Below are 21,468 nucleotides of genomic sequence, written 5' to 3'. Positions count from 1 at the left end.
GCAGTTTACACTGCCGCGTCGCCGCCTGACGCGCGTTCCGCGTCCCGCCGCTTGCGCATCTCTTCCATCGCCGAGCCGATCAGTTCCTTCGCATCGTTGATGCCTTGCATCACCGCCTGCAAGTCCAGCGCCGGCTTCGAAGGATTGCGGTTGGACACGCAGTAAACTCCATGCTGCCCAACCAGCGCCAGCGCATCCGTAAGCACGTCGAGCGAGACCGCCAGGCGGCCCCGCTCCGTGCCCATCATGAACTCGTACTTCTCAAGCTCATCCTTGCGGTCCCAGAAGACGCTCAACTACCACTCCTTCGCTGCCGCGTCCGGCTCGACCGATTCGCTCGCCGCCGGAGCCTTCCAGCGCAGCACCGGCTTGCGCGCCGCCGCGGTCTCGTCCAGCCGCCGGATGCGCGTAGAGTGCGGCGCCGTCTTGACCAGCTCCGGATTCTCTTCCGCCTCGCGCGCAATCTGCTGCAAGGCATCGATCAAGTAATCCAACTCCTCGCGCGACTCGCTCTCGGTCGGCTCGATCATCATCGCGCCGCTCACAATCATCGGAAAGCTGACGGTATACGCGTGGAAGCCGTAGTCGATCAGGCGCTTGCCGATGTCGCCGGTCTTCACACCGTTCTTCGCCTGCAGCTTGTCGCTGAACACAACCTCGTGCATCGAGCGAGTCTTGTAAGGCAAATCGAATACGCCTTCCAGCTTCGCGCGAATGTAGTTCGCATTCAGCACCGCGTCTTCGGTGGTCTGCCGCAAACCGTCCGGGCCGTTCGCCAGCGTGTACGCCAGCGCGCGCACAAACATGCCGAAGTTGCCGTAGAACATGCGCACGCGACCTACCGACTGCGGACGATCGAAGTCGAACGCCAGCGTCCCGTCCGCTTTCTCGACGACGGTCGGCTTCGGCAGAAACGGCTCCAGGATCGCCTTACACGCCACCGGCCCCGAGCCCGGGCCACCACCACCGTGCGGCGTGGAGAAGGTCTTGTGCAGGTTCAGGTGCATCACGTCCGCGCCGAAGTCGCCCGGCCGCGTCTTGCCGACCAGCGCGTTCATGTTCGCGCCGTCCATGTACAGCAGCGCGCCCTTGGCATGCAGAATGTCGGCGATCTCGTGGATCTGCGACTCAAACACGCCGATGGTCGAAGGATTCGTCAGCATCAGCGCCGCCGTGTCTTCATCGACAGCCTTGCGCAGCTCTTCCAGGTCGACTGCGCCTTCTGCGTTCGACTTCAGGTTTTGCACCTGGTAGCCAACGACCGCCGCGGTCGCAGGATTCGTGCCGTGCGCCGAGTCCGGCACCAGCACCTTCTTGCGGGCGTTGCCCTTGCTCTCGTGGTAGGCACGCACCATCAGAATGCCGGTGAACTCGCCATGTGCGCCCGCCGCTGGCTGCAGCGTGATCGCGTCCATGCCGGTGATTTCCAGCAGGCAATCCTGCAGCGTCTTCATGATGCGCAGCGAGCCCTGGCTTAGCGCCTCGGGCTGATACGGATGCGCCTCGGCAATGCCTTCCAGCCGCGACACCGCTTCGTTCACGCGGCCGTTGTACTTCATCGTGCAGCTACCCAGCGGAAACATGCCCAGGTCGATGGCGTAGTTCCACGTGGACAGCCGGGTGAAGTGCCGCACGATCTCGATCTCGCTCAGCTCCGGCATCACGCCCAGGTCTTCGCGCACGGCATCGCCCAGCAGCGCCGCTGCGTCCACAGCCGGCACGTCGAGCTCCGTCATCCGATAGGCCTTTTTGCCCGGCGAACTCTTCTCGAAGATCAGGCCTTCGTTCTGATTGACGTGCGTGGTCGCCTTGCGCGGCGTTCCAACAAATGCGTCCGACATCATTTCTCCTTGCTGCTAAACCGTTTGCTGCAGACGTGCTTCGGGTGCGTCCTGCAGGTTGGCGGAGCGGACCTCAATCGTCGCCTCGCACAAAACAGGGAAGTTGACCGAGTTCGCGATGAAGCATTTCTCATGCGCCAGGTGGTGCAGGATCTGCGCGTTCTCCGCGTCGCCGCCCTCTGCGATCACAACGTGCGGGCGCAACGTGACCGACGTGAACCGGCCGCTGCCATCCTCATTCAGCACCATCTCGCCTTTCGCGTCGTCGCGATACTCCAGCACAGAGATGCCGGCGTCGGCGCACACGTGCAAGTAACTGAGCAGGTGGCAGCCGGAGAGCGCACCCAACAGCATCTCTTCCGGATTCCACTTGGCTCGATCACCGTGGAAGGTCGCGTCTGCTGAAGCGGCAAGCGTCGGCTTGCCTTCCGAGCTCAAATCATACGAACGCTCGTACGACCGGTAGCCGCTGGTGCCTTCGCCGCGGTTGCCGGTCCACTGCAGTTGCAGCGCATAACGATGGGGATTGCCGATCATGTTTCGCTCCTGTCTGCTTGGTTCGTCGTTCCTTAGAACTCGACAGTCGAGCCGTCTGCAGCGGTGAAGCTGCCGGCTTCCGTCGTGTCCACGTCTTCTTCCCGCAGGCTCATCGCCAGCAGTGTTCCGTTCTCAAACTCCACCGTTAGCGAGCGCCCTTCTTCCAGCGCCGCCGTCTCTGCCGTCTCGCCAATCAGGCTGCACAGCGCGTCGCGGTAGCCCGGCTCGCCGAACGCGATCGAGATGCCGTCCGCGTCCGCAACGTCCGGCCACACATACAGGCGCAGCAGCGACTCACCGAAGCGAAGCTGCAGGAACCGCTCCACGAACTCGACCGCCGTCAGCTCCTCGCCTTCCAGCGCTGCCAGCTCGTTCATTTCGCCACCGCTGCCGTCACGGAGACTGTCAGCGAAATCTGCTGGTCACCCTCTGCCGTCGCAATCGGAGCTGCGACGGGCATGTCCGCTTTCATCGCCCGCATCATCATCGGCATCGGCCGAGGCTCGCCGCCACTCACCGCGCCCACCTGAATGTCGCGCAACGCGACCACGTGCGAGTTGACCGCCTTCGCGATCGATTCAATCTCCGCCATGGCGGACTTCGTTGCCTGCGCGGCCAGATCGCGGCGGGCATCCTCCATCTGCTGCTCGGTCGGCGTGAACACGGTGCTGTTGATGGTGTTCGCGCCGTTGTTCAGCGCAGCGCTCAGGATCTCCGGGGCCTTGTCAGGCGTGGTGCGAAAGCTCACGCTGGTGCTGCCGGTGTAGCCCACGGTCTTGTCAGCGGCGTTCTTCTGGAAGCGAGTCTCCGGGCTGAAGGAGACGTTGTTCGTGAACAGGCGCTGCACACCCTGGGCGCGCAGGTACGCGATCAGTTGATTGGACTGCGTGGAAAGACTCCGCTGTGCGGCCGGCAGGTCCGTCTGCGTTACGGTCAGGCCCAGAGTCACATCGACCGCGGTATTCGCAATGCGTGTCTGCGCTGTCGCGCTGGTCGAAACAAGCGTGGGACAGCTTTGCGGCGCAGTCGCGCAAGGATCAACCGTGACGCTCTGCGCGCGTGCGCTGCCACCAAACAATGCGAGTGCACTGCAGACAAAGGCGAGCGCGGCAAGCTTCACCGAAGTTCGTGCCGTTTGCTGCTGGAGGCGAGACCCACCGTGCGAGCTTTCCGTTTCGTGTCCGATGTTCATACTTCCTCCTTCCTCGGTAGACATCGCCGGAGGCAGATCGTCTGCCTCCAACGTGCAATTAGGTCAGAGCAAGTTCGGCGTCACGCTCAGCGTGCTGACTCAGCGTCTTTGCCGCGGCATCCATCTGCGCCCGCGTGGAAAGCTCGGTCGCGCACCACAGCGAAGCGTGCTCGCCAAGTTCGGGGTACCACTTCGCGAGTGGCAGGCCGCCGATGATCTTTTCTTCCAGCAGTGCGGCGTTGTTGTCCTCCGCAGTCGCTGCTGACTTCAGCACGAACTCGTTGAAACGCGGAGCGCCGTTGAACAGCAGGGAAGCGCCGTCGTCCTTCGTCAGCGCCTGCGAAAGGTACTGCGCCTTCGCCAGGTTGTGCTCGGCGAGTTCGCGCAGACCCTTGCCGTAGACGGTCAGGAAGATCGTCACCATCAGCGCCACCAGCGACTGGTTGGTGCAGATGTTGCTGGTCGCCTTCTCCCGGCGGATGTGCTGCTCACGAGTCGACAGCGTCAGCACGAAGCCGCGACGGCCTTCGGTGTCCTTCGCCTCGCCAACTAGGCGGCCGGGCATCTGACGCAGGAACTTCTCCTTCGCCGCGATCACGCCGCAGTACGGTCCGCCAAAGCCAACCGGAACGCCAAAGCTCTGCGCCTCCAGCGAGACGATATCGGCCTCCCTGGGCGGCTTGACGATGCCAAGCGAGACTGCCTCCGCGATCGATACGATGAGCAAAGCACCCTTCGCGTGCACGACGTCCGCAATCGCCGCAATGTCTTCAATGGTGCCGAAGAAGTTGGGCGACTGGATCAGAACGCAAGCAGTGTCGTCCGTGATTGCTGCATCGAGTGCAGAGAGATCCACACGACCGTTGTCAAAATAGCCAACCTCGGCCGTCGGAATGCCCTGGTGCTGCGCGTACGTGCCGAGCACCTCGCGGTATTCCGGATGCACGGTGCGCGCGATCACAGCGCCGCTGCGGCCGGTCACGCGTACGGCCATCATCACGGCTTCGGCCGCACCCGTTGATCCGTCGTACATGCTGGCGTTGGCAATGTCCATGCCCGTCAGTTCACAGATCATCGTCTGGAATTCGAACAGCGCCTGCAGCGTGCCCTGCGCAATCTCCGGCTGGTAAGGCGTGTAGCTGGTCAGGAACTCGCCGCGCTGCGAGAGCACGTCGATCAACACCGGGCGGTAGTGGCGATATGCGCCCGCGCCCAGAAAGCTGGCGTAGCCGGTCGCGTTCTCGGCGGCGTACGCCTTGAACGCCTCGATCACCTCGTGCTCGCTGTGTTGCCGCGGCACCTTCAGGTCGCGCGTCAGCCGGTACTCGGCGGGCACGGTCTCAAACAGCGTATCGATCGACTCCGCGCCGATCTCCTTCAGCATCGCCTCGCGATCCGCGGGCGACTTGGGCAAGTAGCGCATGGTGCTATTCCTTCCCGTGAAGCTTAGTGACCGGTCTCTTCGCTCACGTACTGCTCGTAAGCGGCGGCATTCAGCAAGCTGTCCAGATCGCTCGGATTGCTCAGGGTGGCCTTGATGAGCCACGTGCCGTTCGCGTCTTCGTTGATCTTCTCCGGAGCGCTGGTCAGGTCCTCGTTGATCGCCGTGACTTCGCCCGAGGCCGGGGCGTACACATCACTGACGGCCTTCACGCTCTCCACCGAACCGAAGGACTCCTTCTGCTTCAGCGCCGCGCCAACCTTGGGCAGGTCGACGAAAACGATATCGCCCAGCAGGTGCTGCGCGTGGTCCGTGATGCCGATGGTGGCTTCGGTGCCGTTGGCCTCAATCCACTCATGCTCTTTGGTGAAGCGGTACGAAGACGGGTAGCTCATACCTCGATTCTAAGCCGTTGTTCGCGCCCGGTGCCTCCGGCGCGTCGTCCTGCTGGAAAAGTGGCCGGTTCCGCCGCAGGATGCAAAAACGACGTGAGTGCGTAACATCAGTACTGAAGTACTGACCGAACGAAATAGTACTGACCGAACGAAATGGCGAACGGCGAACAAACCGAGCAGGAGACAGCGGCGGCGCCCACGGCGGCCAGCGTCTGGCTGGTGCTGATGAAAGCGCATCGCTCGCTCGCGGCCCTCATGGACCAGTCCATCGCGTCGCTGGGCATCGGCCTGTCGGATTTCATCCTGCTCGAAGCCCTTTTGCACAAGGGCGCCATGAGCATCTCCCAACTCGGCGAAAAGGTGCAGCTTGCCAACAGCAGCATGACCGCCGCGGTGGATCGGCTGGTGCAGCGCGGCCTGGTGCAGCGGCAGAGCGACGGCCCCGACCGTCGCGTGCGCACCGTGGACCTGACGCCCTGCGGCCGCGCGCTGATTCAGAAGCTCTTCGCCAAGCACGAACAGGACATCGACGCGCTCATGCAGCCGCTATGCCCTGCCGAACGCGCCGCCTTGCGATCTGCACTGAAGAAGCTCGGCCTGGCCGCGCAGAGCCGCTTGCAGAACGCAGGCTGATGACGACCTCCTGGTCGTAAGTTCCGGGAACCGGAACAGCAACTCTCGCGTACTTCTCAGCAGCCATGACAAATCAGAAGAACTTGCTCACGCGGGATGGCCTGCTGCTGACCGGCTGGCTTGCGCTGATCGCTCTGATCAGCATCGTCTAACTCAGAACTTCTAACTCAGAACCTCGGCCTGCTTCTCCGGCAGCTTCCGCGCGCGCTTGTAAAAGGGCGTGGGAACAACCTGCGCCTTCACCAGTTGGCCGCGGATCTCCACCGCAACTACATTGCCGTGCTGCGCTTCCGCCGCCGGCACAAAGGCCATCGCGATGTTCTTCTTCAGCGTCGGCGACGGCGATCCGCTCGTGACCACGCCAAGCGGTTCGCCCTCCAGCGAGCGAACGGGGTAGCCGTCGCGCGCAATGCCTCGATCGACCATCTCCAGGCCGACCAGCTTGCGCTGGGGCTCGCCCGCAGCCAGCAGCGCGGCCTTGCCGACAAAGTCCATTGGCTTGTCCAGCTTGCAGTAGCGGTTCAGACCGGCCTCAAACACGTTGATCGTGTCGCTGATCTCGTGCCCGTACAGCGCCATGCTGCACTCCAGCCGCAGCGTGTTGCGGGCACCCAGGCCGCACGCCTTGATGCCGAACTCCTCGCCCGCCTCGAACACCTGCCGCCACACGTCAGCGCTGGTCTTCTCATCGCTCGGCACGTAGATCTCGAAACCGTCTTCGCCCGTGTAGCCGGTGCGCGCGATCAGCACGTTGTACTGTCCTGCGACCTTGCCCCAGGCGAACCAGTAGTTCTTGATCGCGCTCAGGTTCACGTCGGTCAGCTTCTGCAGCGTTGCTTCCGCTTTTGGTCCCTGGATCGCGATCTGGGTGTACAGGTCGCTGTAGTCGCTGATGTGGCAGTGCGGCATCTGGCCGATCTGCTGCCGCACCCAGCGGATGTCTTTTTCACGCGTGCCTGCATTGATCACGATCAGGTAGTCGTTGTCGCTCAGCTTGTGCAGCACCACATCGTCCACAAACGTGCCCTGCGGCGTCAGCATGGCGCTGTAATGCGCCTGGCCGATCTGCAGGCGGCTCGCGTCGTTCATCAGCAGGTACTGCACGGCGTCCAGCGATCCCGGTCCGCGCAACTGGATGCAGCCCATGTGCGAGACGTCGAACACGCCCACTGCCGTGCGCACCGCGTTGTGCTCCGCAACCAGGCCGGCGTACTCCACCGGCATCTCCCATCCGCCGAAGTCGACCATCTTGGCACGCAGGTCTTTGTGCGTGCCAAACAGGCCGGTGCGGCGCAGCAACTGCTGCGGCGGTGCCGACAGGTCCAGCGAAAGTGCGCCGTCCGGCGGTGTGGTTACGACGGTCTGTTTGGTTTCGGCGCTCATGGGCAAAGTCTCCTGCGAGACTCATCCTAGCAGCGCGTCCCTGCGCTGAATTCGGGCGGATCGGCACCGCGATATACGTGCCGGCGTGGGTGACTGCGAAATATTCCAACCATTCACTGCGACGGCGGGCATCCATGTCGCGTCTGAATGGGCGTGCCGGTATTCTGTTCGCTTCCGTCGCGGGCTGCGGTCCGCCTATGTGTGTGCGCGGTGGCCGTTTTGGCGTACGGCACGGCAAGCGGGCACGCACAAACGGCCGATCCCACGGCGACTCCGCCCAGCACCAGCAGTGCGCCCGCGGCCAAGGCCGGCACCTACGCCGTCTCAGGCGGCAACCTCACCGCCGCACCCGGGCTCCAGGTTCCCAACGGCAACCTTCCCTGGGCCTTGGACACAGCACCCGACGGCAAGCCCGCTCTCGTGCCCGTTCACCATTCCGCTATCACGGAGCCACCGGGCGTCGCAACGGCGCCTCCAGCCAACCACACCCTCGCCGGCGCTCGTGCACACACCGCAATCCGGTCGACTATGCCGACCTTCTTCGTCCATACCAACGACCGCACCGAAAACACCGGCGACGCGGGACGCGGAAACCCCACCGGGTGGGTCCTTTTACCTGCCACGTTGAACGGCGGCAATCGAGTCGTCCCCCACATCCAGTTTTCCCAGATCGCGCAGGGAACGTTGTGCGCTCCGCCTACGCTCTGCCTGAATGCGGAGACGTTGCCCGATGGATGGGCCCGTCTGACGCCGCGGCAGGCGCTCGAACCTGGCGAGTATGTCCTGATGCCGGTGCAGCACCAACCCAAGCCCGGCGTGCTGGTGGTCTACGACTTCACCATCGATCCTGCCGCCGCCGTGGCGCGAGACGCCGTGCTCGCCGGGGTTCCTGCCCCTAGCCGCCGCAAACGCTAAGCCGCTGACCCGGCTATCGGGGCGTCAGGCGTCTGGCACGCACAAAGCTGCTGCACGCAAAGTACGTAAACATCGCGGCAAAGGCTACGTATACCCAGAGCCGCTGCCCACCGGCGGAGGCATGAAACCGCCACGCCGCAACCGCAAACGACAGTGCAAACAGCCCAAAGAAGCTGCCTGCAATCTCCAGCGACACTGCCCGCGAAGCCCGCTTCACCGGCGTCAGCACGCCGCTCCGGGCTGCCCGGGCAGATCCCTGCACTCGGCCCGCTGCTCGCACCGTCCGCGCTACCGCTGGTGCCGGCGAAACCGGCCGTGTCACCGGGCGTGCACTGCCGCCTGCCGGCCGGCTCGGTGCGTTCTGCGGAGAGGCAGCAGTGGCCGCATCCACGGCCTCGTACACCGTGCGCGCTGCCATCCGCGCACCGCGGCCCAGCACCCGACCCAGCCTCACGCGGTCCATGCCCCCAGTGTACCCACCGCCGTTTACCGCTCGTCCTGCGCGAGCGCGCTCATCAAGCGATTCCGCCGCAGGCTGCATCCAACAGGAAAACGCGGCAGAACCGGTGCCGAATCGCAACAGCACCCTGCGCAGCCAGGGAGATTGGGAAGGGCATGAAAACGTTTATCTGGACGCTGGGTGGTGTGTGTGCCGCTGCCGCTGGATTTCTGGTGTGGCAGCGCTCGCGAATTCAGCCAGTGGAGCTGCTGGCCGATCAGTTGGAACACGCCTGGGCCGACCACAATACCCACGCCTGAAGCAGTCGCGAGGAACGCCACCGCCTGGCCGGTAGCAGCATCGGACGCGGTGGCGTACTAATGAACAGATACCGGCGAAACGCCGTGGAATCGGGGTGGGGATGAACGGACGCATCAAGGAACTGATCCAGCAACTCGGCGAGGCCATCCACGAGTCCGTCTCGGATTCGGAAAGCATCTCCGGCGTGGTTCGTGAGATCCGCGAAGAAGGCTTTGACGTGATGCTGATGCTGGAAGCGACCATCGGCCTCAACCAGGTAAGTGACACCCCCGACGCCGAAGAAGAAGTGTCCGACGGCTCCAGCGCCGGCGGTTTCACCCGCAACGACGTCAGCTTCCTGAAGTCGCTGCGTATCTCTCTGCCGGACGAAGACGTGTCGGCTGCTGACAACGAAGACTAAGCGGCCCTTCGCGCTACCGGGCGTTGCCGTGCCCGCGTCTCCTGCGCTTCCATCAACTTGCACTTGCCATCTCGGCCCCTTTCAGCATCCAATCCCAACTGTCACAGTGCCCGCAGCAAAGTGCACTGGGTCCCTTGGGGTGAAAGCGTCATGAGAGACACACTTGGAGTTCTGCTTGCCGGCGGTGCTGGTGAGCGCCTTTTTCCGTTGACGCGGGAACGAGCGAAGCCCGCCGTTCCTTTCGCCGGTCAGTACCGCATCATCGATATCACCCTCTCCAACTGCATCAACAGCGGCCTGCGCAAGGTCTACATCATGACGCAGTACAAGGCGTTGTCGCTCAACCGCCACATTCGCGAAGGCTGGGGCACCACAGTCGCGAGCGAATTGGGCGAGTTCATGGAAATCCTGCCGCCCATGCAGCGCGTGAACAAGAGTTGGTATCAGGGCACCGCCGACGCCGTCTACCAGAACATCTACTCCATCGGTTCGGAAGAGCCGAAGTTCGTGCTCATCCTCTCGGGCGATCACATCTACAAGATGAACTACGGCCTGATGATGCAGCAGCACTGCGACAGCGGCGCCGCCGTCACGCTCGCCACGCTTCCCATCAATCCGGACGAGGTCTCGCAATTCGGCGTGGTCGAAGTGTCGCGGACCGGCGAGGTGACCGGCTTCCAGGAGAAGCCGAAGACTACCGACGTCCGCTCGCCCTTCAACGCAGACAAGGTCGACGCCTCCATGGGCATCTACCTGTTCAATACCGATGTCCTGATTCCCGAGCTGATCGCTGACGCGGAGGACCCGGACTCCAAGCACGACTTCGGCCACAACATCCTGCCGAAGCTGCTGGGCCGGTACAAGGTCCAGGCCTTCAACTTCGTCGACGAGAATCGCAAAGAAGCGCTTTACTGGCGCGATGTGGGCACGCTGGACGCCTACTACGAGGCCAACATCGACATCTGTGCGGTCGCGCCGACCTTCAACCTGTACGACCGTGACTGGCCGATCCGCACACGCCCCACGCAGTATCCGCCCGCCAAGTTCGTCTTTGGCGAGATGGGCCGTACCGGGATGGCGATCAACTCCGTTGTGTCACCTGGCTGCGTCGTCTCCGGCTCCGCGGTGCGCCAATCTGTGCTGTCGCAGGACGTTCGCGTGAACAGCTACTCCGACATCGATTCGTCGCTGCTCTTTCAGCACGTCAATGTCGGCCGGCACTGCCGCATCCGACGCGCCATTATCGATCGCGACGTACACATCCCGGACGGCACGGTGATCGGCTACGACGCAAACGAAGACCGCAAGCGCTACTTCGTCACGCCAAGCGGCTTGACTGTCGTCACGCGCGACGGCTCGCTCTACGAAAACCCGGTCTCGCAGGAGTTCCTGCAGACCATGTAATCCGCTAACAATGGAAAGGGCCGGAGCATCTGCTCCGGCCCTTTCTGATTCTGCGAAATCTAGCGATCCCCGAACCGATACACCACACCGCCAGAGAACGAGACAAATTCTCGCAGCTCGGTTCCGAACTTCTCAAACACCAGGTCGGGCTGCAGGCGAACCGCCCAGCGTGCCGACCGGTTGAAGTCGATGCTTCCACCCACCACACCGTTGAATGCCGTGTGGTTCGCATACAAGCCCGTCGCGTCGGTGAACGTCTGCTTGGGCAGACCTGGGTTGCTGTGGTCGAACTGGCCGCTCGACGCGCCAGCGAGGCCATGCAGGTTCACACCGGCGAAGTGGTTGCCGAACCAGTGGTACTGCACACCGCCCATGTAGATGAACTGGCTGACCAATGGCCGGGTCTGCACCGGCGGGCTGGTCGCCTGTCCGGAAGGGAACACCGGCGTGGTGCCAGCGTCATAGCGCACGTCGCCCGCAACGCCGAAACGCGGTGTCAACCAGTCGGTGAACATCACGTCGCCACCGCCTAGGTTGTAGCGCTTGGGCAGGTTCTGACCGGCCTGGCCGTTCAAGAAGTTCAGGCCACCAAAGACCTCGTACTTCTGCGTGTAGGTGACCGGCTCCGCCGGCTTGAATACCTGGGCGAACGCCGTTCCCGCCATTGCGGCCGAACCCACAAGCCCGGCCAGCATAGCGCGGGAGAAGAAATTAGACATGGTCCTCCAAAACAGTGGCCCGGCGGCGCCTCCGCGGGCTACAGTACCAGCGCCGGGCGTTCTGCTCCTGATCCGGACGCGCTATCGCACAACCGGCAAGGGGCACAAGCCGCGCCAGGTTTCATCATACCGTTCGGACTCGCTCCAGGAGGAAAGGCGAGCCGTCCCGCACCAGCCGGACGCACCGCGAGTGTGCGACAATACCGATTGTCCGGGTAGCCTTGGTTGCCCGCGCGGAGGCTGTGTCCCATGGGCGATCTATTTCAACCAACCCACCTGCTGATCATCGGCGTTGTGCTGCTTGTGCTGTTCGGCGGCCGCAAGCTGCCCGAGCTGGGCAAAGGTTTGGGCGAAGGCCTGCGCGGCTTCAAGGAAGGCATGAAGGGCGTCACCGACGAACCCAAGAACGACGCCCATCTCATCACGCCCGATCCCAAGGACACGGCCAAGTAAACACGGGCTTTTCGCAATCTCAGGGCAGCTTCGGCTGCCCTTTCGCATGTGCGGATTCGCCGAAGCGGTCAGCCTCCCATGTCCGTGGCCATCTTCCTGTCGCTGCCTTACATCGCACCGTAGGTAAGGGAAGTGAGGGATAGCGTGAAGGACGCAACCGCAGTTCGCATCGACCCGGACAAGCCGCTCCGTCTCAAGAAGATTCCGACCGACGCCACTGGCGACTTTGCCGACGCGGACGAGGCCAAGGAAGCCCTGAAGAAGCATCGCGACGTGCTCGACAAGCAGCAGGAAGTGCTCTACGCCGGCGCTCAAAAGGCTCTCCTGATTGTTCTGCAGGGAATGGACACCAGCGGCAAGGACGGAACGATTCGCTCCATCTTCGACGGCGTCAATCCGCAGGGATGCAACGTAACTTCTTTCAAAGTTCCAACCGCCACTGAGGCAAAACACGACTTTCTGTGGCGCGTGCATGCAGCCGTGCCCGCCCGGGGCATCATCGGCATCTTCAACCGCTCGCACTACGAAGATGTGCTGGCGCCGCGCGTTCACGGCATCATCGACGGCAAGACGGCGAAACATCGCTTTCGGGAGATCGCGGACTTCGAGGCCATGCTCCTCCAGAACGACATCCACATCCTCAAGTTCTTCCTGCACATCTCGTTCGAGGAGCAGGGCAAGCGCCTGCAGGCCCGTATCGACGATCCGGACAAACACTGGAAGCTCTCCGCAGGCGACTTCGCCGAGCGGAAGCTGTGGGGCGATTACCAGAAAGCCTACGACGATATCTTCGAAGCCACCAGCACGGCGGATGCACCTTGGTACGTCATCCCCGCCGACCACAAGTGGCACCGCAATGTGGCCATCTCGGCCGTGATCGCAGACAAGCTCGAATCGATGAAGCTGACGTATCCCAAGCCCACGATCGACGTGAAGAAGCTGGAGATCGTGAACAAGTACAAGTAGCCCTGGCGCTACAGCGTGACCAGCACCACGGCAGGCAAGGCAAGCACCATGCCCATTCTCTGCCGCGTGTTGGTCTTTTCATGCAGCAGCCCCGCAGCCAGCAGGATCGTACCGGCGGGATACAGGGACGCCAGCACCGCCGCCACGTCCAGCCGCCCCATGCGCGTCGCCGTGACAAACGCCAGATTGCCGCCAAGATCCAGCAGCGAGCCTCCCAGAATCCACCAGAAGTTCCGCGCCGAGATGTGCGAAGGCGGCTCGATGTCATCGTTGCGCCGGCGCGCGAACAGCAAGGTACCTGCCAGCAGCAACGCAGAAACGCCCCAACTGCCCACGCGGGCCGCAGCGGTGGACCAAACCACTCCCGCCCCGCTGCTGAACTTCAACGCCGTAAAATAGACCCCGAAGCCCAGGCCCCCTAGCACACTCAGCAGCATCGACTTGCGCGCGGTCGCTCGATCCTCATCCGTGTGTTCCGGGTTGCTGGCGCTGGCCACCAGCCAGATAGCTGCGGCAGCCAGGCCGAACCCGACCAGCCGTTTCCAACCGGGCGCACCCTCCTGCAGGGCAGAGACGACGGCCGGAATCGCGGCACACAGCAGGCCGCTCACTGCCGCGCCCGCCCCCATGTGCCCGTTGGCCAGCGCCAGGTAGAACGCCATCAGCGCCGTTCCGCTCACCACGCCGCCCACCAGGGCCCAAACCAGCACTCGTGGGTCATGCAGCGGAACGTGCAGCGCCAAGCCCGTCGCTACCAGCGCCAGCAGGCTCAGCAGGTGACCGATCACGACCACGCGCAACGAGGCGCGCACGGTGCCGCCACCCAGCTTCACCGCATAGCTGCCGGCAAAGTCTCCGCCGCCCCACAGCGCCGCCGCCAGCAGGCCCGGCAGGGCGTTGCCGCCCACAAGCGTGCTGGCGAACAGAGCAGTCATGTTTGTTTGGATGATTCAGAGTACCGGGCGACGCATGCCGCCCGGGTCAAGCTCCGATGAATCGGCTCTACTGTGGGGTCGCCGCGGGAGTTGGCGAACCCATCGTCACCTTGGTCGAGTTAGACGTCGGCGTCAGGGCCGAGGGTGTCGGGTAATAGCCCTTCTTCGCGATCACATCCAGGTCCGGCTTCAGCACGCGCACTTCTACGCTGCGATACTTCCCGTCCGCCAGGTTCTCATTGCTGTAATAGCCGATGGTGTACGACAGGCGAACGTCATCGCCAATGCGCGCAAAGCTCTGTTCGATGCCCTTCACGCGGAATTCCGAGATCGACTCGCCGCCGGTCAGCGCCGCCAGCCGGGGCAGGGCATTGTCCCGCAGATGCGTGAACGGAATGTGGTACTTATCCAGGAATCCGACATACGGCGTAGCCGAATCGCCGACCACGGTGCCGTACACCGCAATCTGGTGGCCCTGCAGGTACCGGACCAGCTCCTTCTCGCGGATCTTCGATCCAGATTCCCGCCCGTCGCTCACCACGTACAGGATGCGCCGCTTCTTCCTGGGATCGGTCTTCGCCAATTCCTGCGCCGCAGCGAACACCGCATCGTACAGCGGGTGCGCTTCCCTGACCGGGTTGTTTTCGATGCCGGTGGGACGAGATCCATGCGTTGCATTCCCAAGCGGATTCAGATTGGCCTGCGCACCGTTGTTGATCGATACGTTCTGCGACAGGGGACCGTCCGTCACGTAGTTCATCTCGCGGCCTGAGGACTTGCTCTGCTCCAACACCGCGGCGAGCCGCGGGCTCTGCGCGCCGGTGAACTCCGTGCGGCGGCTCACGCCATTCGCATAGGTAAACACGGCCACTTCGTCATACGCCGAAAATGCACCCTGCACCGCGCCCAGGCTGTAGTTCACCTGCTTCATCACTTCAAACGGCAGGCTCTGGTCGATCACAAACGCCACGCTCAGCGGGTACGGATCGGAGCTGAACAGGCTGATGTGCTTGCGCACGCCGTTTTCATATACCTGCACGTCGCGCCAGGTCAGGCCCGGAACCAGGCTGCCGTGCTTGTCCTTCACCGTGAACGGGATTTCCACGAAGTTTGTACGCGCGCGAATCAGTGGGATATCTTCGACGCGCCCACCCGCGCCCAGGGTCGGCTGCACGTCGGGCGCAACGTTGGCCTGCGGATCGTTCTGCTGCAGGGCGCTGCTGGCCGGCGAGTTCTGTAGCGTCGCCGCTGGCGCGTTCGGGTCCGCATCGCCGGCCGGGCCCACAGCCACGTCTGTGCTGGCGCTGCTGCCCTTGCCGGGCGCAACGGAGCGGGCGTCCGGCAGCGTCTGGGGCGTCGGGCTATCCGGCACGGCCTGATTCGCAGCCCCGGCGGCCTGCGGCGCGGGCCCGTCCGGCAACGCCTGTGCATGCGCACCCTGTCCTGCAACCATTCCCGCCACCAACACCGCTGCCAAGCCTAACTTCACGGAAAACCTCACCACTCTCAAGACTACCAAGGGGACCAGCCTGTTGGACGCACGGACGGCACTCCCGGGTGCTTGCAGCCAGCACGCGTCTGCCGCGTTCTGCTGCGGCAGCCTTCGGTAGACCGAACCGGCCCCGAACTCGTCCAAAGTGAAGTATGCGTGCGCTCCTCTCCGCTGCCCTGCTTGCCACACTCGCCGTTCTGCCCGCCGCCGTGCGCGCGCAAGAGGCGCCCTCGCCCGGCGGACCTCCGCCCGCCAGCTCCGCACCACCGCCGGCCGACGACGATCTGCCGCAGGGCGGAACCCTCCGCGTTCGCACCAACCTGGTGAACACCTACTTCTCCGCGCGCGACAAGGGCGGCTACCTGACCGGCCTGCACAAGGACGACTGCAAGGTCTACGAGAACAAGGAAGAGCAGGCGATCAAGAACTTCACGCAGGAAAAGAACCTGCCGCTCACCATCGGCATCCTGCTCGACACCTCCGGCTCCATGGAACGCGTTCTGCCGCTCGAAAAAGAGGCCGCCGCCGACTTCCTGCGCGACGTGATCAAGTCCAAGGACGAAGCCTTCCTCATCAACTTCGACATCAACGTCGAGCTTCTGAGCGACTACACCAACTCCACGCGCGAACTGCGCCGCGGCCTAGACAAGGCAGAGATCAACACCGGCGCGGGCACCGGCTCGGTGACCGGCAACAGCACGCCGCGCGGCACGCTGCTGTACGACGCCGTCTACCTGGCCACCCACGACAAGCTGCGGCAGGAGGCGGGCCGCAAGGTCGTTGTGATGCTCACCGACGGTGACGACCAGGGATCGCAAGTCAAGCTGAAAGAAGCGATCGAAGCCGCGCAGAAGGCCAACACCATTGTCTATGTCATCCTCATCCGCGACACGGGCGGCTTCGGCTTCGGCGGCGGCTACAACATGAGCTTCGGCGCCGGCGCCATGGACCAGTTGACCAAGGAAACCGGCGGCCGCGTGATTAACGGCGGTAACGGCAAGCACCTGGACGAAAACTTCCAGCAGATCTCCGACGAACTGCGCACGCAATACCTGCTCAGCTACACGCCCAAGAACGCCAACATCGACGGCACCTTCCGCACCATCAACATCACCTGCGGCAACGACGTGAAGATTCAGGCGCGCAAGGGCTACTACGCCATCGCAGACAACAACCCATAGTCGTCGCAACGCGAAGACGGGTCCTCAGCGCGGAACGGACGGATTCGGCGCGAACGCACGGAGATTCCGCGCGGAACGGATATTCAGCGCGGAACGCGTAATTAGATGAGTGTCATCCTGAGTGGAGCGAAGGATCTGCTTCTCGTGCCGCCACTACTGTTGTTCTGAAGAAGTAACCGGTTCCACGCTGGCCCGCGGGTCGGCTTCGCTCCTGGCATCTCCCTCAGCCGGTGCAGGCTGCACCTGTGGCTCCGGAGCGGCCAGCTTTGCCGCCGCCCGCACCAGCTTGCGAACGGGCCACGCATCGCGCTCCGGCTGGAACAGAACGCCAGCCCGCTGCTTTTCGGGCCGGTAATACCACCGCCGCAACATGGCCAAGTGATCGCCCAGCGTCGCCGTGTCCGACGCCCCAGCCGTATCTTCCAGCTTTGCGATCACAGCCAGCATGCGCTCCTCTGGCGAAAGTTCCGCCGCGTTCGCAGCATTCGCACTGCTCGCCTCGCTGTGCTGCCCGGGCGCATCCAGCGCAACCGCAGCCATCATGCGCGGCTGTGCAAACAGGCTCGACCCAACCTCCACCTGCTCCTTCGCCAACCGAACGCCCAGCACCGACACAAGTTCAGGCCCGCGCAGACATCCATCCGCAAACAGGAACACCTGCACCTGCGGCACGTCGGTCGCCACGCGCAACGGCACCAGCAACACCGCCCGCAGCCTGTCCAGCGGTCCCACCAGCGCATCCGCAATCGCGCCCGTGCTCTTCGCCTTGGCCGCACGCGCATGGGCCGCGGCTGCCTGTTCAAACAGCATGTCTGCGCTGGCCCGGTCGCGTTCCGCTTCGTGCTCCGCCGCCAGCGACTGGCCAGCCGTGTTCAGAAACTGCAAAGCGCGCTCTGCTTCGCGGTGATACTCCGCATCCGTGCATCGCTGCTGGCACGGCGCCATGCACTTGTGCATCTCGCCGTAGATGCAGCCGGGGTCATCCGGCGATGGGTGCAGCTCCAGGAAGCATCTGCGGATCACGAACAGGTCTTCCACTGCTTCGCGATACCGCTCCGCATCCAGCCGCGACGCGAACGGCCCAAACGTGGTGTGCAGCGATCGCCGCCGCAGGTGGTTCGTCACGTAAATCCGAGGGAAGCGATTCTCCACCGCGTAGCGCACCGTAAACGGCGGCGACAGCCGCAGCTTGCGACGAGCCTCATCCGCGCCGAACACGGTCCGCATCGCTCGATACAGCAGCAGCAGCGATTCCAGTTCGCTGCCCGTCTCGCGCCACGCCACGCGCGCAACGCGATCCCGCAGGTTCAGCCGCTTCGTCTGGCCTTCCGGTGGTAACAGCAGCCGCTGCAAGCGCCGACGCAGGTTGGCAGACTGCATCAGGAACGGCCGATCGGTGCTGCTATGGCCAAACAACGCCACCACGCCCGCACGCGCCGGCACGGCACGCAGTACTTCCGTCGCCAGCTCCGGCGAGAAGCTCAACTCGTGCTCAAAGATTGGCGAAACGCTCACCCGCTCATCCTACCCAGAAGCCGCCACGGTCGCACTCGCGTGTGTCGAACGGAGCGCAGAACGCATCAGTGTAGAAGCGCATGCCTACACTTCCACAAGCTGCCTCACCCGCTGTGCCCGCAACCGCTGCAGGCCCAACCCGGCCAAATCTTGTACTCGCCATCTGTTGCATGAGCCTCTTCCTGGTCGGCATGGACGTGACCATCGTCAACGTCGCTCTGCCCTCCATCGGTCGCGAGCTGCACAGCAACATGTCGGGCATGCAGTGGATCATGGACAGCTACACGCTGGTCGTCGCCAGCTTTCTCTTGCTGGCTGGATCTCTCTCTGATCGCTACGGTCGCCGCCGCACCTTCCAAACCGGCCTCACCATCTTCACGCTCGGCTCCGTTTTGTGCAGCGCCGCTCCCAGCATCGGCGGGCTCATCGCGTTCCGCGCGCTGCAGGGACTCGGTGCGTCCATGCTCAACCCGGTCGCGCTGTCCATCATCACCAACACGTTCCAGGACGCCAGGGCTCGCGCGCGTGCAGTCGGCATCTGGGGAGCGGTGTCCGGCATCTCGCTCGCGCTCGGGCCCTTGCTCGGTGGTGCGCTCACGCAAACCATCGGCTGGCGTTCCATCTTCTGGATCAACGCACCCATCGGTGTCGCCGCAATCCTGCTTGCCGCCCGCTTCGTTCCGGAATCCAAAGCGCCTCACGCCCGCCGCTTCGATCCTGTGGGACAGGCGCTCGTCTTCACCACGCTCGCCTCGCTCACCTACGCCATCATCGAAGCGCCACACGCGGGCTGGACCGCGCCACGCATCCTTGGTCTGCTCAGTCTCGCGGTCGTGTCGTTCGCGTCGTTGCTCCTATACGAGCCGCGCCGCCGCGAACCCTTGCTCGACCTGCGCTTCTTCCGTAGCGTCCCCTTCAGCGGAGCGGTCGTCATCGCGCTGTGCGCCTTCGGGTGCTTCGCGTCCTTCCTGTTTCTGAACGCGCTCTACCTTCAACAGGTGCGCGGCCTGCCTGCCTTCCGCACCGGTCTGTACACGCTTCCGCTCGCGGCCATGATCGTACTCACCGCGCCGTTCTCGGGCCGCCTGGTCGGCAGCCGTGGCCCACGGCCATCGCTGCTCATCGCAGGTTCGGCGTTCTTGGCGAGCGCGCTCATGCTCACTCAACTCAGCGCGTCCACGCCGCTGCTGTACCTCTTGGGCAGCTACGTCTTCTTCGGCATCGGCCTTGGCATGGTCAACCCTGCCATCACCAACAGCGCGGTTTCCGGCATGCCCCGCGCGCAGGCGGGTGTGGCGGCTGCAGTCGCCTCGACAGGACGACAGGTCGGCGCATCGCTCGGCGTTGCGGTCGCGGGGACCGTGGTCGCTGCAAGCCAGATGCGCGCACAGCGCACCGACTTCACACCTGCCACGCACCCCATCTACTGGCTCATGTGCGGCTGCGCGTCCATCGTGCTGCTGCTTGGCTTTGCCTCTGCCACGCGGTGGGCGGCGGAAAGCACGCAACGCGTCGCATCGCTGCTGGACGTTGCCACCTAGAGGCAGCGGCTATCGCGCAGTGCGCGGCGTAACCGTCGCGATCCGCAGGTTGGGTCCGGCGTCGCGCACCAGGTTCAGCACCTGCTGCACCCGCCCGAACTTCGTGTGCGGCCCGGGCTGCACACGAATGCTCGACGTTGCGCCCTTATCCTTGCATCCCGCCCGTATGTCGTTCCGCACCGCCGTCTCTGTCACCCTATGGCGAGCTCCGGCATGATCGTCGTACAGCGCGCCCTGCTCGTCGATGAAGACAGTCAGAGGGCACGCATCGGCTGCCGCTGCGTTCACCGCCGGCTGCTTCGACGCACGCAACGGCGGAGGCTTGATGGGCAACTGCGCCAGCGCAACCCCCGCCGTCGCCACGCTCAACACCATCGCTGCAACCTTAAGCGCCCGCAATGGTCATGCCCTCCACGCGAATCGCCGGGCTGGCCGACGATCCACGGAACGTCAGGTCGTTCGCCACCGCGACGATGTTCTTGTACATGTCTTTCAAATTGCCCGCGATCGTGATCTCTTCCACGGCACCGGTGAACTCGCCATTCTCGATCCACAGGCCACTTGCGCCCTGCGAGTAGTCGCCCGTCACCAGGTTCACGCCGCTGCCCAGCGTCTCCGTCACATACAGGCCGCTCTGCACCTCCGCGATCATCTCGCGCAGGCTCTGCGTCCCGGGCTCCAGGTAGAAGTTGCCGCTGCCAATGCCCGGCGCTCCTGCCAGCCCGCGCGAGGCATTCCCGGTCGAGCGCATCTTCAGCTTGCGCGCGGTGTACGTGTTTGCCACGTACGTCTGCAGCACGCCCTTGTCCACGATTACCTTGCGCTGCATCGGCAGACCATCCCCGTCGAAGGGCAAGGTGCCAAAGCCGGCCAGGCCAGGTTCCAGCATCATCGTTCCGTCGTCGACCACGGTAATCAGCGGCGACGCAATCTGCTCGCCCAGCTTGTCCGCGAACATGCTGGCGTGCCGGTATACCGCCTCGCCATTCACCGCGTCGAAGATGTCGCCGATGATGCCGCGCGACACGTTGCGATCGAACACCATCGTCGCGCGCTGCGTCTTCACCTTGCGCGCACCCAGGCGGCGCAGGGCGCGCTTCGCTGCCTCGCGGCCTACCTCTTCCGGCGTCTCCAGCTTTGCCAGCGTACGCGCCGCGTGCGACCATCCATCGCGCTGCATGCCACTCTCATCCTGTGCAATCGGAGTCACGCCCAGGCCGCAGTAGCTCTTGCGGTACTCCCCCACAAAGCCTCGCGAGTTGGCGATCGCGCGCCAGCTTGTGGCTGCGGTGAATGTGCCGCCATCCGAGTTCTGAATTCGAACGTCCGCACCCATCGCGGCGGCCTCCACCGCGCGCGCCATCTCAATGCGCTCCTGCGCGGGCAGGGAATACACGTCGTCGAAAAACAGGCCCAGTCCATCCCCGTTGCGACGCTCGCTGAACTCGCTCGCATCCGGCAGACCCGCAAAGGGATCTTCCTCCGTGATGCGCGACAGCTCCACCGCGCCCTTCACCAACCGCTGCAGCGATGCTTCGCTCAGATCGTTGGTGCTGGTCGACGCCGTGCGCTGCCCCATGAACACGCGCAGCCCCACCGCGCGCGACTGCGATTCAGTCAACGTCTCCACCTGGCCCAGACGCACCTTGGTGTGGAACTCGTCACCCTCCACCACCACGGCCTCGGCGTCCGTCGCCCCCGCACGCATCGCGCGGTCCACAATTTCCTGCGCCAGCTGCGCGGTCAGCGTGCGTTCTTTCGTCAT

General features: G+C 64.0%; 24 protein-coding genes. 9 read left to right on the top strand and 15 right to left on the bottom strand.

The genetic code is table 11. The features are described 5' to 3' along the window. Positions 1-5 precede the first annotated feature (5 nt). Genes OHL12_RS08465 through gcvH form a run of 7 tightly spaced genes read right to left on the bottom strand, consistent with a single transcriptional unit; the run spans position 6 to position 5,406 of the window. Positions 6-296, bottom strand: a complete 291-nt coding sequence (locus OHL12_RS08465) for a hypothetical protein (protein ID WP_263413388.1) — start codon at positions 294-296, stop codon at positions 6-8. Continuing rightward, a complete protein-coding gene (gene gcvPB / locus OHL12_RS08460) occupies positions 297-1,841 on the bottom strand; it encodes an aminomethyl-transferring glycine dehydrogenase subunit GcvPB (RefSeq protein WP_263415100.1) in 1,545 nt (514 codons plus the stop codon). Positions 1,842-1,856: 15 nt separating this feature from the next. After that, positions 1,857-2,378: an OsmC family protein gene (locus tag OHL12_RS08455; protein ID WP_263413387.1), complete on the bottom strand. Its 522-nt coding sequence runs from the start codon at positions 2,376-2,378 to the stop codon at positions 1,857-1,859. Between the two features lie 32 nt (positions 2,379-2,410). Further along, positions 2,411-2,755 carry a hypothetical protein gene (locus tag OHL12_RS08450; protein WP_263413386.1) on the bottom strand — a complete coding sequence of 115 codons (345 nt, stop codon included), beginning with the start codon at positions 2,753-2,755 and terminating at the stop codon, positions 2,411-2,413. Further along, positions 2,752-3,570, bottom strand: a complete 819-nt coding sequence (locus OHL12_RS08445) for an SIMPL domain-containing protein (RefSeq protein WP_263413385.1) — start codon at positions 3,568-3,570, stop codon at positions 2,752-2,754. The genes OHL12_RS08450 and OHL12_RS08445 overlap by 4 nt, the downstream gene beginning before the upstream one ends. 58 nt (positions 3,571-3,628) lie before the next feature. Continuing rightward, complete coding sequence (gene gcvPA, locus OHL12_RS08440; protein ID WP_263413384.1) at positions 3,629-4,993, bottom strand: aminomethyl-transferring glycine dehydrogenase subunit GcvPA; 1,365 nt, start codon at positions 4,991-4,993, stop codon at positions 3,629-3,631. A gap of 23 nt (positions 4,994-5,016) precedes the next feature. Further along, positions 5,017-5,406 (bottom strand): glycine cleavage system protein GcvH, encoded by a 390-nt coding sequence (gene gcvH / locus OHL12_RS08435; protein WP_263413383.1) that lies wholly within the window; start codon positions 5,404-5,406, stop codon positions 5,017-5,019. 153 nt (positions 5,407-5,559) lie between these two features. Here gcvH and OHL12_RS08430 point away from each other — a divergent pair, with 153 nt between their 5' ends. Beyond that, positions 5,560-6,039 (top strand): MarR family winged helix-turn-helix transcriptional regulator, encoded by a 480-nt coding sequence (locus OHL12_RS08430; RefSeq protein ID WP_263413382.1) that lies wholly within the window; start codon positions 5,560-5,562, stop codon positions 6,037-6,039. A gap of 162 nt (positions 6,040-6,201) precedes the next feature. On the opposite strand, the gene gcvT is transcribed toward OHL12_RS08430, so the two are convergent. Continuing rightward, entirely contained in the window at positions 6,202-7,359 is a 1,158-nt protein-coding gene (gene gcvT, locus OHL12_RS08425) for a glycine cleavage system aminomethyltransferase GcvT (RefSeq protein WP_399262188.1), read from the bottom strand. 273 nt (positions 7,360-7,632) lie between these two features. On the opposite strand from gcvT, the gene OHL12_RS08420 reads away from it, so the two are divergent. After that, entirely contained in the window at positions 7,633-8,337 is a 705-nt protein-coding gene (locus OHL12_RS08420) for a hypothetical protein (protein WP_263413380.1), read from the top strand. A gap of 13 nt (positions 8,338-8,350) precedes the next feature. On the opposite strand, the gene OHL12_RS08415 is transcribed toward OHL12_RS08420, so the two are convergent. Beyond that, entirely contained in the window at positions 8,351-8,800 is a 450-nt protein-coding gene (locus OHL12_RS08415) for a hypothetical protein (RefSeq protein WP_263413379.1), read from the bottom strand. Between the two features lie 152 nt (positions 8,801-8,952). Here OHL12_RS08415 and OHL12_RS08410 point away from each other — a divergent pair, with 152 nt between their 5' ends. From OHL12_RS08410 to glgC, 3 genes are all read left to right on the top strand, one after another. Next, positions 8,953-9,096, top strand: coding sequence for a hypothetical protein (locus OHL12_RS08410; RefSeq protein WP_263413378.1), 144 nt, complete (start codon positions 8,953-8,955; stop codon positions 9,094-9,096). 101 nt (positions 9,097-9,197) lie between these two features. Beyond that, positions 9,198-9,497 (top strand): hypothetical protein, encoded by a 300-nt coding sequence (locus OHL12_RS08405; protein ID WP_263413377.1) that lies wholly within the window; start codon positions 9,198-9,200, stop codon positions 9,495-9,497. Positions 9,498-9,647: 150 nt separating this feature from the next. After that, on the top strand, positions 9,648-10,901 hold the full coding sequence (glgC, locus tag OHL12_RS08400; RefSeq protein ID WP_263413376.1) for a glucose-1-phosphate adenylyltransferase: 1,254 nt from the start codon (positions 9,648-9,650) through the stop codon (positions 10,899-10,901). A gap of 59 nt (positions 10,902-10,960) precedes the next feature. On the opposite strand, the gene OHL12_RS08395 is transcribed toward glgC, so the two are convergent. Then, complete coding sequence (locus OHL12_RS08395; protein WP_263413375.1) at positions 10,961-11,620, bottom strand: hypothetical protein; 660 nt, start codon at positions 11,618-11,620, stop codon at positions 10,961-10,963. Positions 11,621-11,869: 249 nt separating this feature from the next. On the opposite strand from OHL12_RS08395, the gene OHL12_RS08390 reads away from it, so the two are divergent. Continuing rightward, a complete protein-coding gene (locus OHL12_RS08390; protein WP_263413374.1) occupies positions 11,870-12,073 on the top strand; it encodes a Sec-independent protein translocase subunit TatA/TatB in 204 nt (67 codons plus the stop codon). Positions 12,074-12,217: 144 nt separating this feature from the next. Continuing rightward, positions 12,218-13,039: a polyphosphate kinase 2 family protein gene (locus OHL12_RS08385; protein ID WP_263413373.1), complete on the top strand. Its 822-nt coding sequence runs from the start codon at positions 12,218-12,220 to the stop codon at positions 13,037-13,039. An 8-nt stretch (positions 13,040-13,047) separates the two neighbouring features. Here the strand turns inward: OHL12_RS08385 and OHL12_RS08380 are convergent, their stop codons facing one another. Both OHL12_RS08380 and OHL12_RS08375 read right to left on the bottom strand, forming a co-directional pair. Then, a complete protein-coding gene (locus tag OHL12_RS08380) occupies positions 13,048-13,974 on the bottom strand; it encodes an EamA family transporter (RefSeq protein WP_263413372.1) in 927 nt (308 codons plus the stop codon). Between the two features lie 67 nt (positions 13,975-14,041). Beyond that, complete coding sequence (locus tag OHL12_RS08375; protein WP_263415099.1) at positions 14,042-15,442, bottom strand: VWA domain-containing protein; 1,401 nt, start codon at positions 15,440-15,442, stop codon at positions 14,042-14,044. Positions 15,443-15,618: 176 nt separating this feature from the next. Here OHL12_RS08375 and OHL12_RS08370 point away from each other — a divergent pair, with 176 nt between their 5' ends. Then, positions 15,619-16,647, top strand: a complete 1,029-nt coding sequence (locus OHL12_RS08370; protein WP_263413371.1) for a VWA domain-containing protein — start codon at positions 15,619-15,621, stop codon at positions 16,645-16,647. Positions 16,648-16,800: 153 nt separating this feature from the next. On the opposite strand, the gene OHL12_RS08365 is transcribed toward OHL12_RS08370, so the two are convergent. Beyond that, a complete protein-coding gene (locus tag OHL12_RS08365; protein ID WP_263413370.1) occupies positions 16,801-18,162 on the bottom strand; it encodes an excinuclease ABC subunit C in 1,362 nt (453 codons plus the stop codon). A gap of 80 nt (positions 18,163-18,242) precedes the next feature. Here OHL12_RS08365 and OHL12_RS08360 point away from each other — a divergent pair, with 80 nt between their 5' ends. Next, on the top strand, positions 18,243-19,703 hold the full coding sequence (locus tag OHL12_RS08360; protein WP_263413369.1) for an MFS transporter: 1,461 nt from the start codon (positions 18,243-18,245) through the stop codon (positions 19,701-19,703). A gap of 9 nt (positions 19,704-19,712) precedes the next feature. Here OHL12_RS08360 and OHL12_RS08355 read toward each other — a convergent pair whose 3' ends face one another. After that, positions 19,713-20,102, bottom strand: coding sequence for a hypothetical protein (locus OHL12_RS08355; protein WP_263413368.1), 390 nt, complete (start codon positions 20,100-20,102; stop codon positions 19,713-19,715). Further along, the gene (locus OHL12_RS08350; protein ID WP_399261166.1) at positions 20,089-21,468 is read right to left on the bottom strand and encodes a TldD/PmbA family protein; all 1,380 of its coding nucleotides are present in this window, start codon (positions 21,466-21,468) and stop codon (positions 20,089-20,091) included. Before OHL12_RS08350 ends, OHL12_RS08355 begins: the two co-directional genes overlap by 14 nt.

Origin of the sequence: Terriglobus aquaticus, from assembly GCF_025685415.1 — a bacterium.
Taxonomy (GTDB): Bacteria; Acidobacteriota; Terriglobia; order Terriglobales; family Acidobacteriaceae; genus Terriglobus; species Terriglobus aquaticus.
The sequence above is the reverse complement of the archived record's forward strand: the minus strand, read 5'-3'. Positions and strand labels throughout refer to the sequence as shown.

Coding starts and splice junctions, on each gene's coding strand:
- gcvPB (WP_263415100.1), bottom strand. CDS start 1,841: ATGTCGGACGCATTTGTTGGAACGCCGCGCAAGGCGACCACGCACGTC.
- OHL12_RS08455 (WP_263413387.1), bottom strand. CDS start 2,378: ATGATCGGCAATCCCCATCGTTATGCGCTGCAACTGCAGTGGACCGGC.
- OHL12_RS08450 (WP_263413386.1), bottom strand. CDS start 2,755: ATGAACGAGCTGGCAGCGCTGGAAGGCGAGGAGCTGACGGCGGTCGAG.
- OHL12_RS08445 (WP_263413385.1), bottom strand. CDS start 3,570: ATGAACATCGGACACGAAACGGAAAGCTCGCACGGTGGGTCTCGCCTC.
- gcvPA (WP_263413384.1), bottom strand. CDS start 4,993: ATGCGCTACTTGCCCAAGTCGCCCGCGGATCGCGAGGCGATGCTGAAG.
- gcvH (WP_263413383.1), bottom strand. CDS start 5,406: ATGAGCTACCCGTCTTCGTACCGCTTCACCAAAGAGCATGAGTGGATT.
- OHL12_RS08430 (WP_263413382.1), top strand. CDS start 5,560: ATGGCGAACGGCGAACAAACCGAGCAGGAGACAGCGGCGGCGCCCACG.
- OHL12_RS08415 (WP_263413379.1), bottom strand. CDS start 8,800: ATGGACCGCGTGAGGCTGGGTCGGGTGCTGGGCCGCGGTGCGCGGATG.
- OHL12_RS08410 (WP_263413378.1), top strand. CDS start 8,953: ATGAAAACGTTTATCTGGACGCTGGGTGGTGTGTGTGCCGCTGCCGCT.
- OHL12_RS08405 (WP_263413377.1), top strand. CDS start 9,198: ATGAACGGACGCATCAAGGAACTGATCCAGCAACTCGGCGAGGCCATC.
- glgC (WP_263413376.1), top strand. CDS start 9,648: ATGAGAGACACACTTGGAGTTCTGCTTGCCGGCGGTGCTGGTGAGCGC.
- OHL12_RS08395 (WP_263413375.1), bottom strand. CDS start 11,620: ATGTCTAATTTCTTCTCCCGCGCTATGCTGGCCGGGCTTGTGGGTTCG.
- OHL12_RS08390 (WP_263413374.1), top strand. CDS start 11,870: ATGGGCGATCTATTTCAACCAACCCACCTGCTGATCATCGGCGTTGTG.
- OHL12_RS08380 (WP_263413372.1), bottom strand. CDS start 13,974: ATGACTGCTCTGTTCGCCAGCACGCTTGTGGGCGGCAACGCCCTGCCG.
- OHL12_RS08370 (WP_263413371.1), top strand. CDS start 15,619: ATGCGTGCGCTCCTCTCCGCTGCCCTGCTTGCCACACTCGCCGTTCTG.
- OHL12_RS08360 (WP_263413369.1), top strand. CDS start 18,243: ATGCCTACACTTCCACAAGCTGCCTCACCCGCTGTGCCCGCAACCGCT.
- OHL12_RS08350 (WP_399261166.1), bottom strand. CDS start 21,468: ATGACGAAAGAACGCACGCTGACCGCGCAGCTGGCGCAGGAAATTGTG.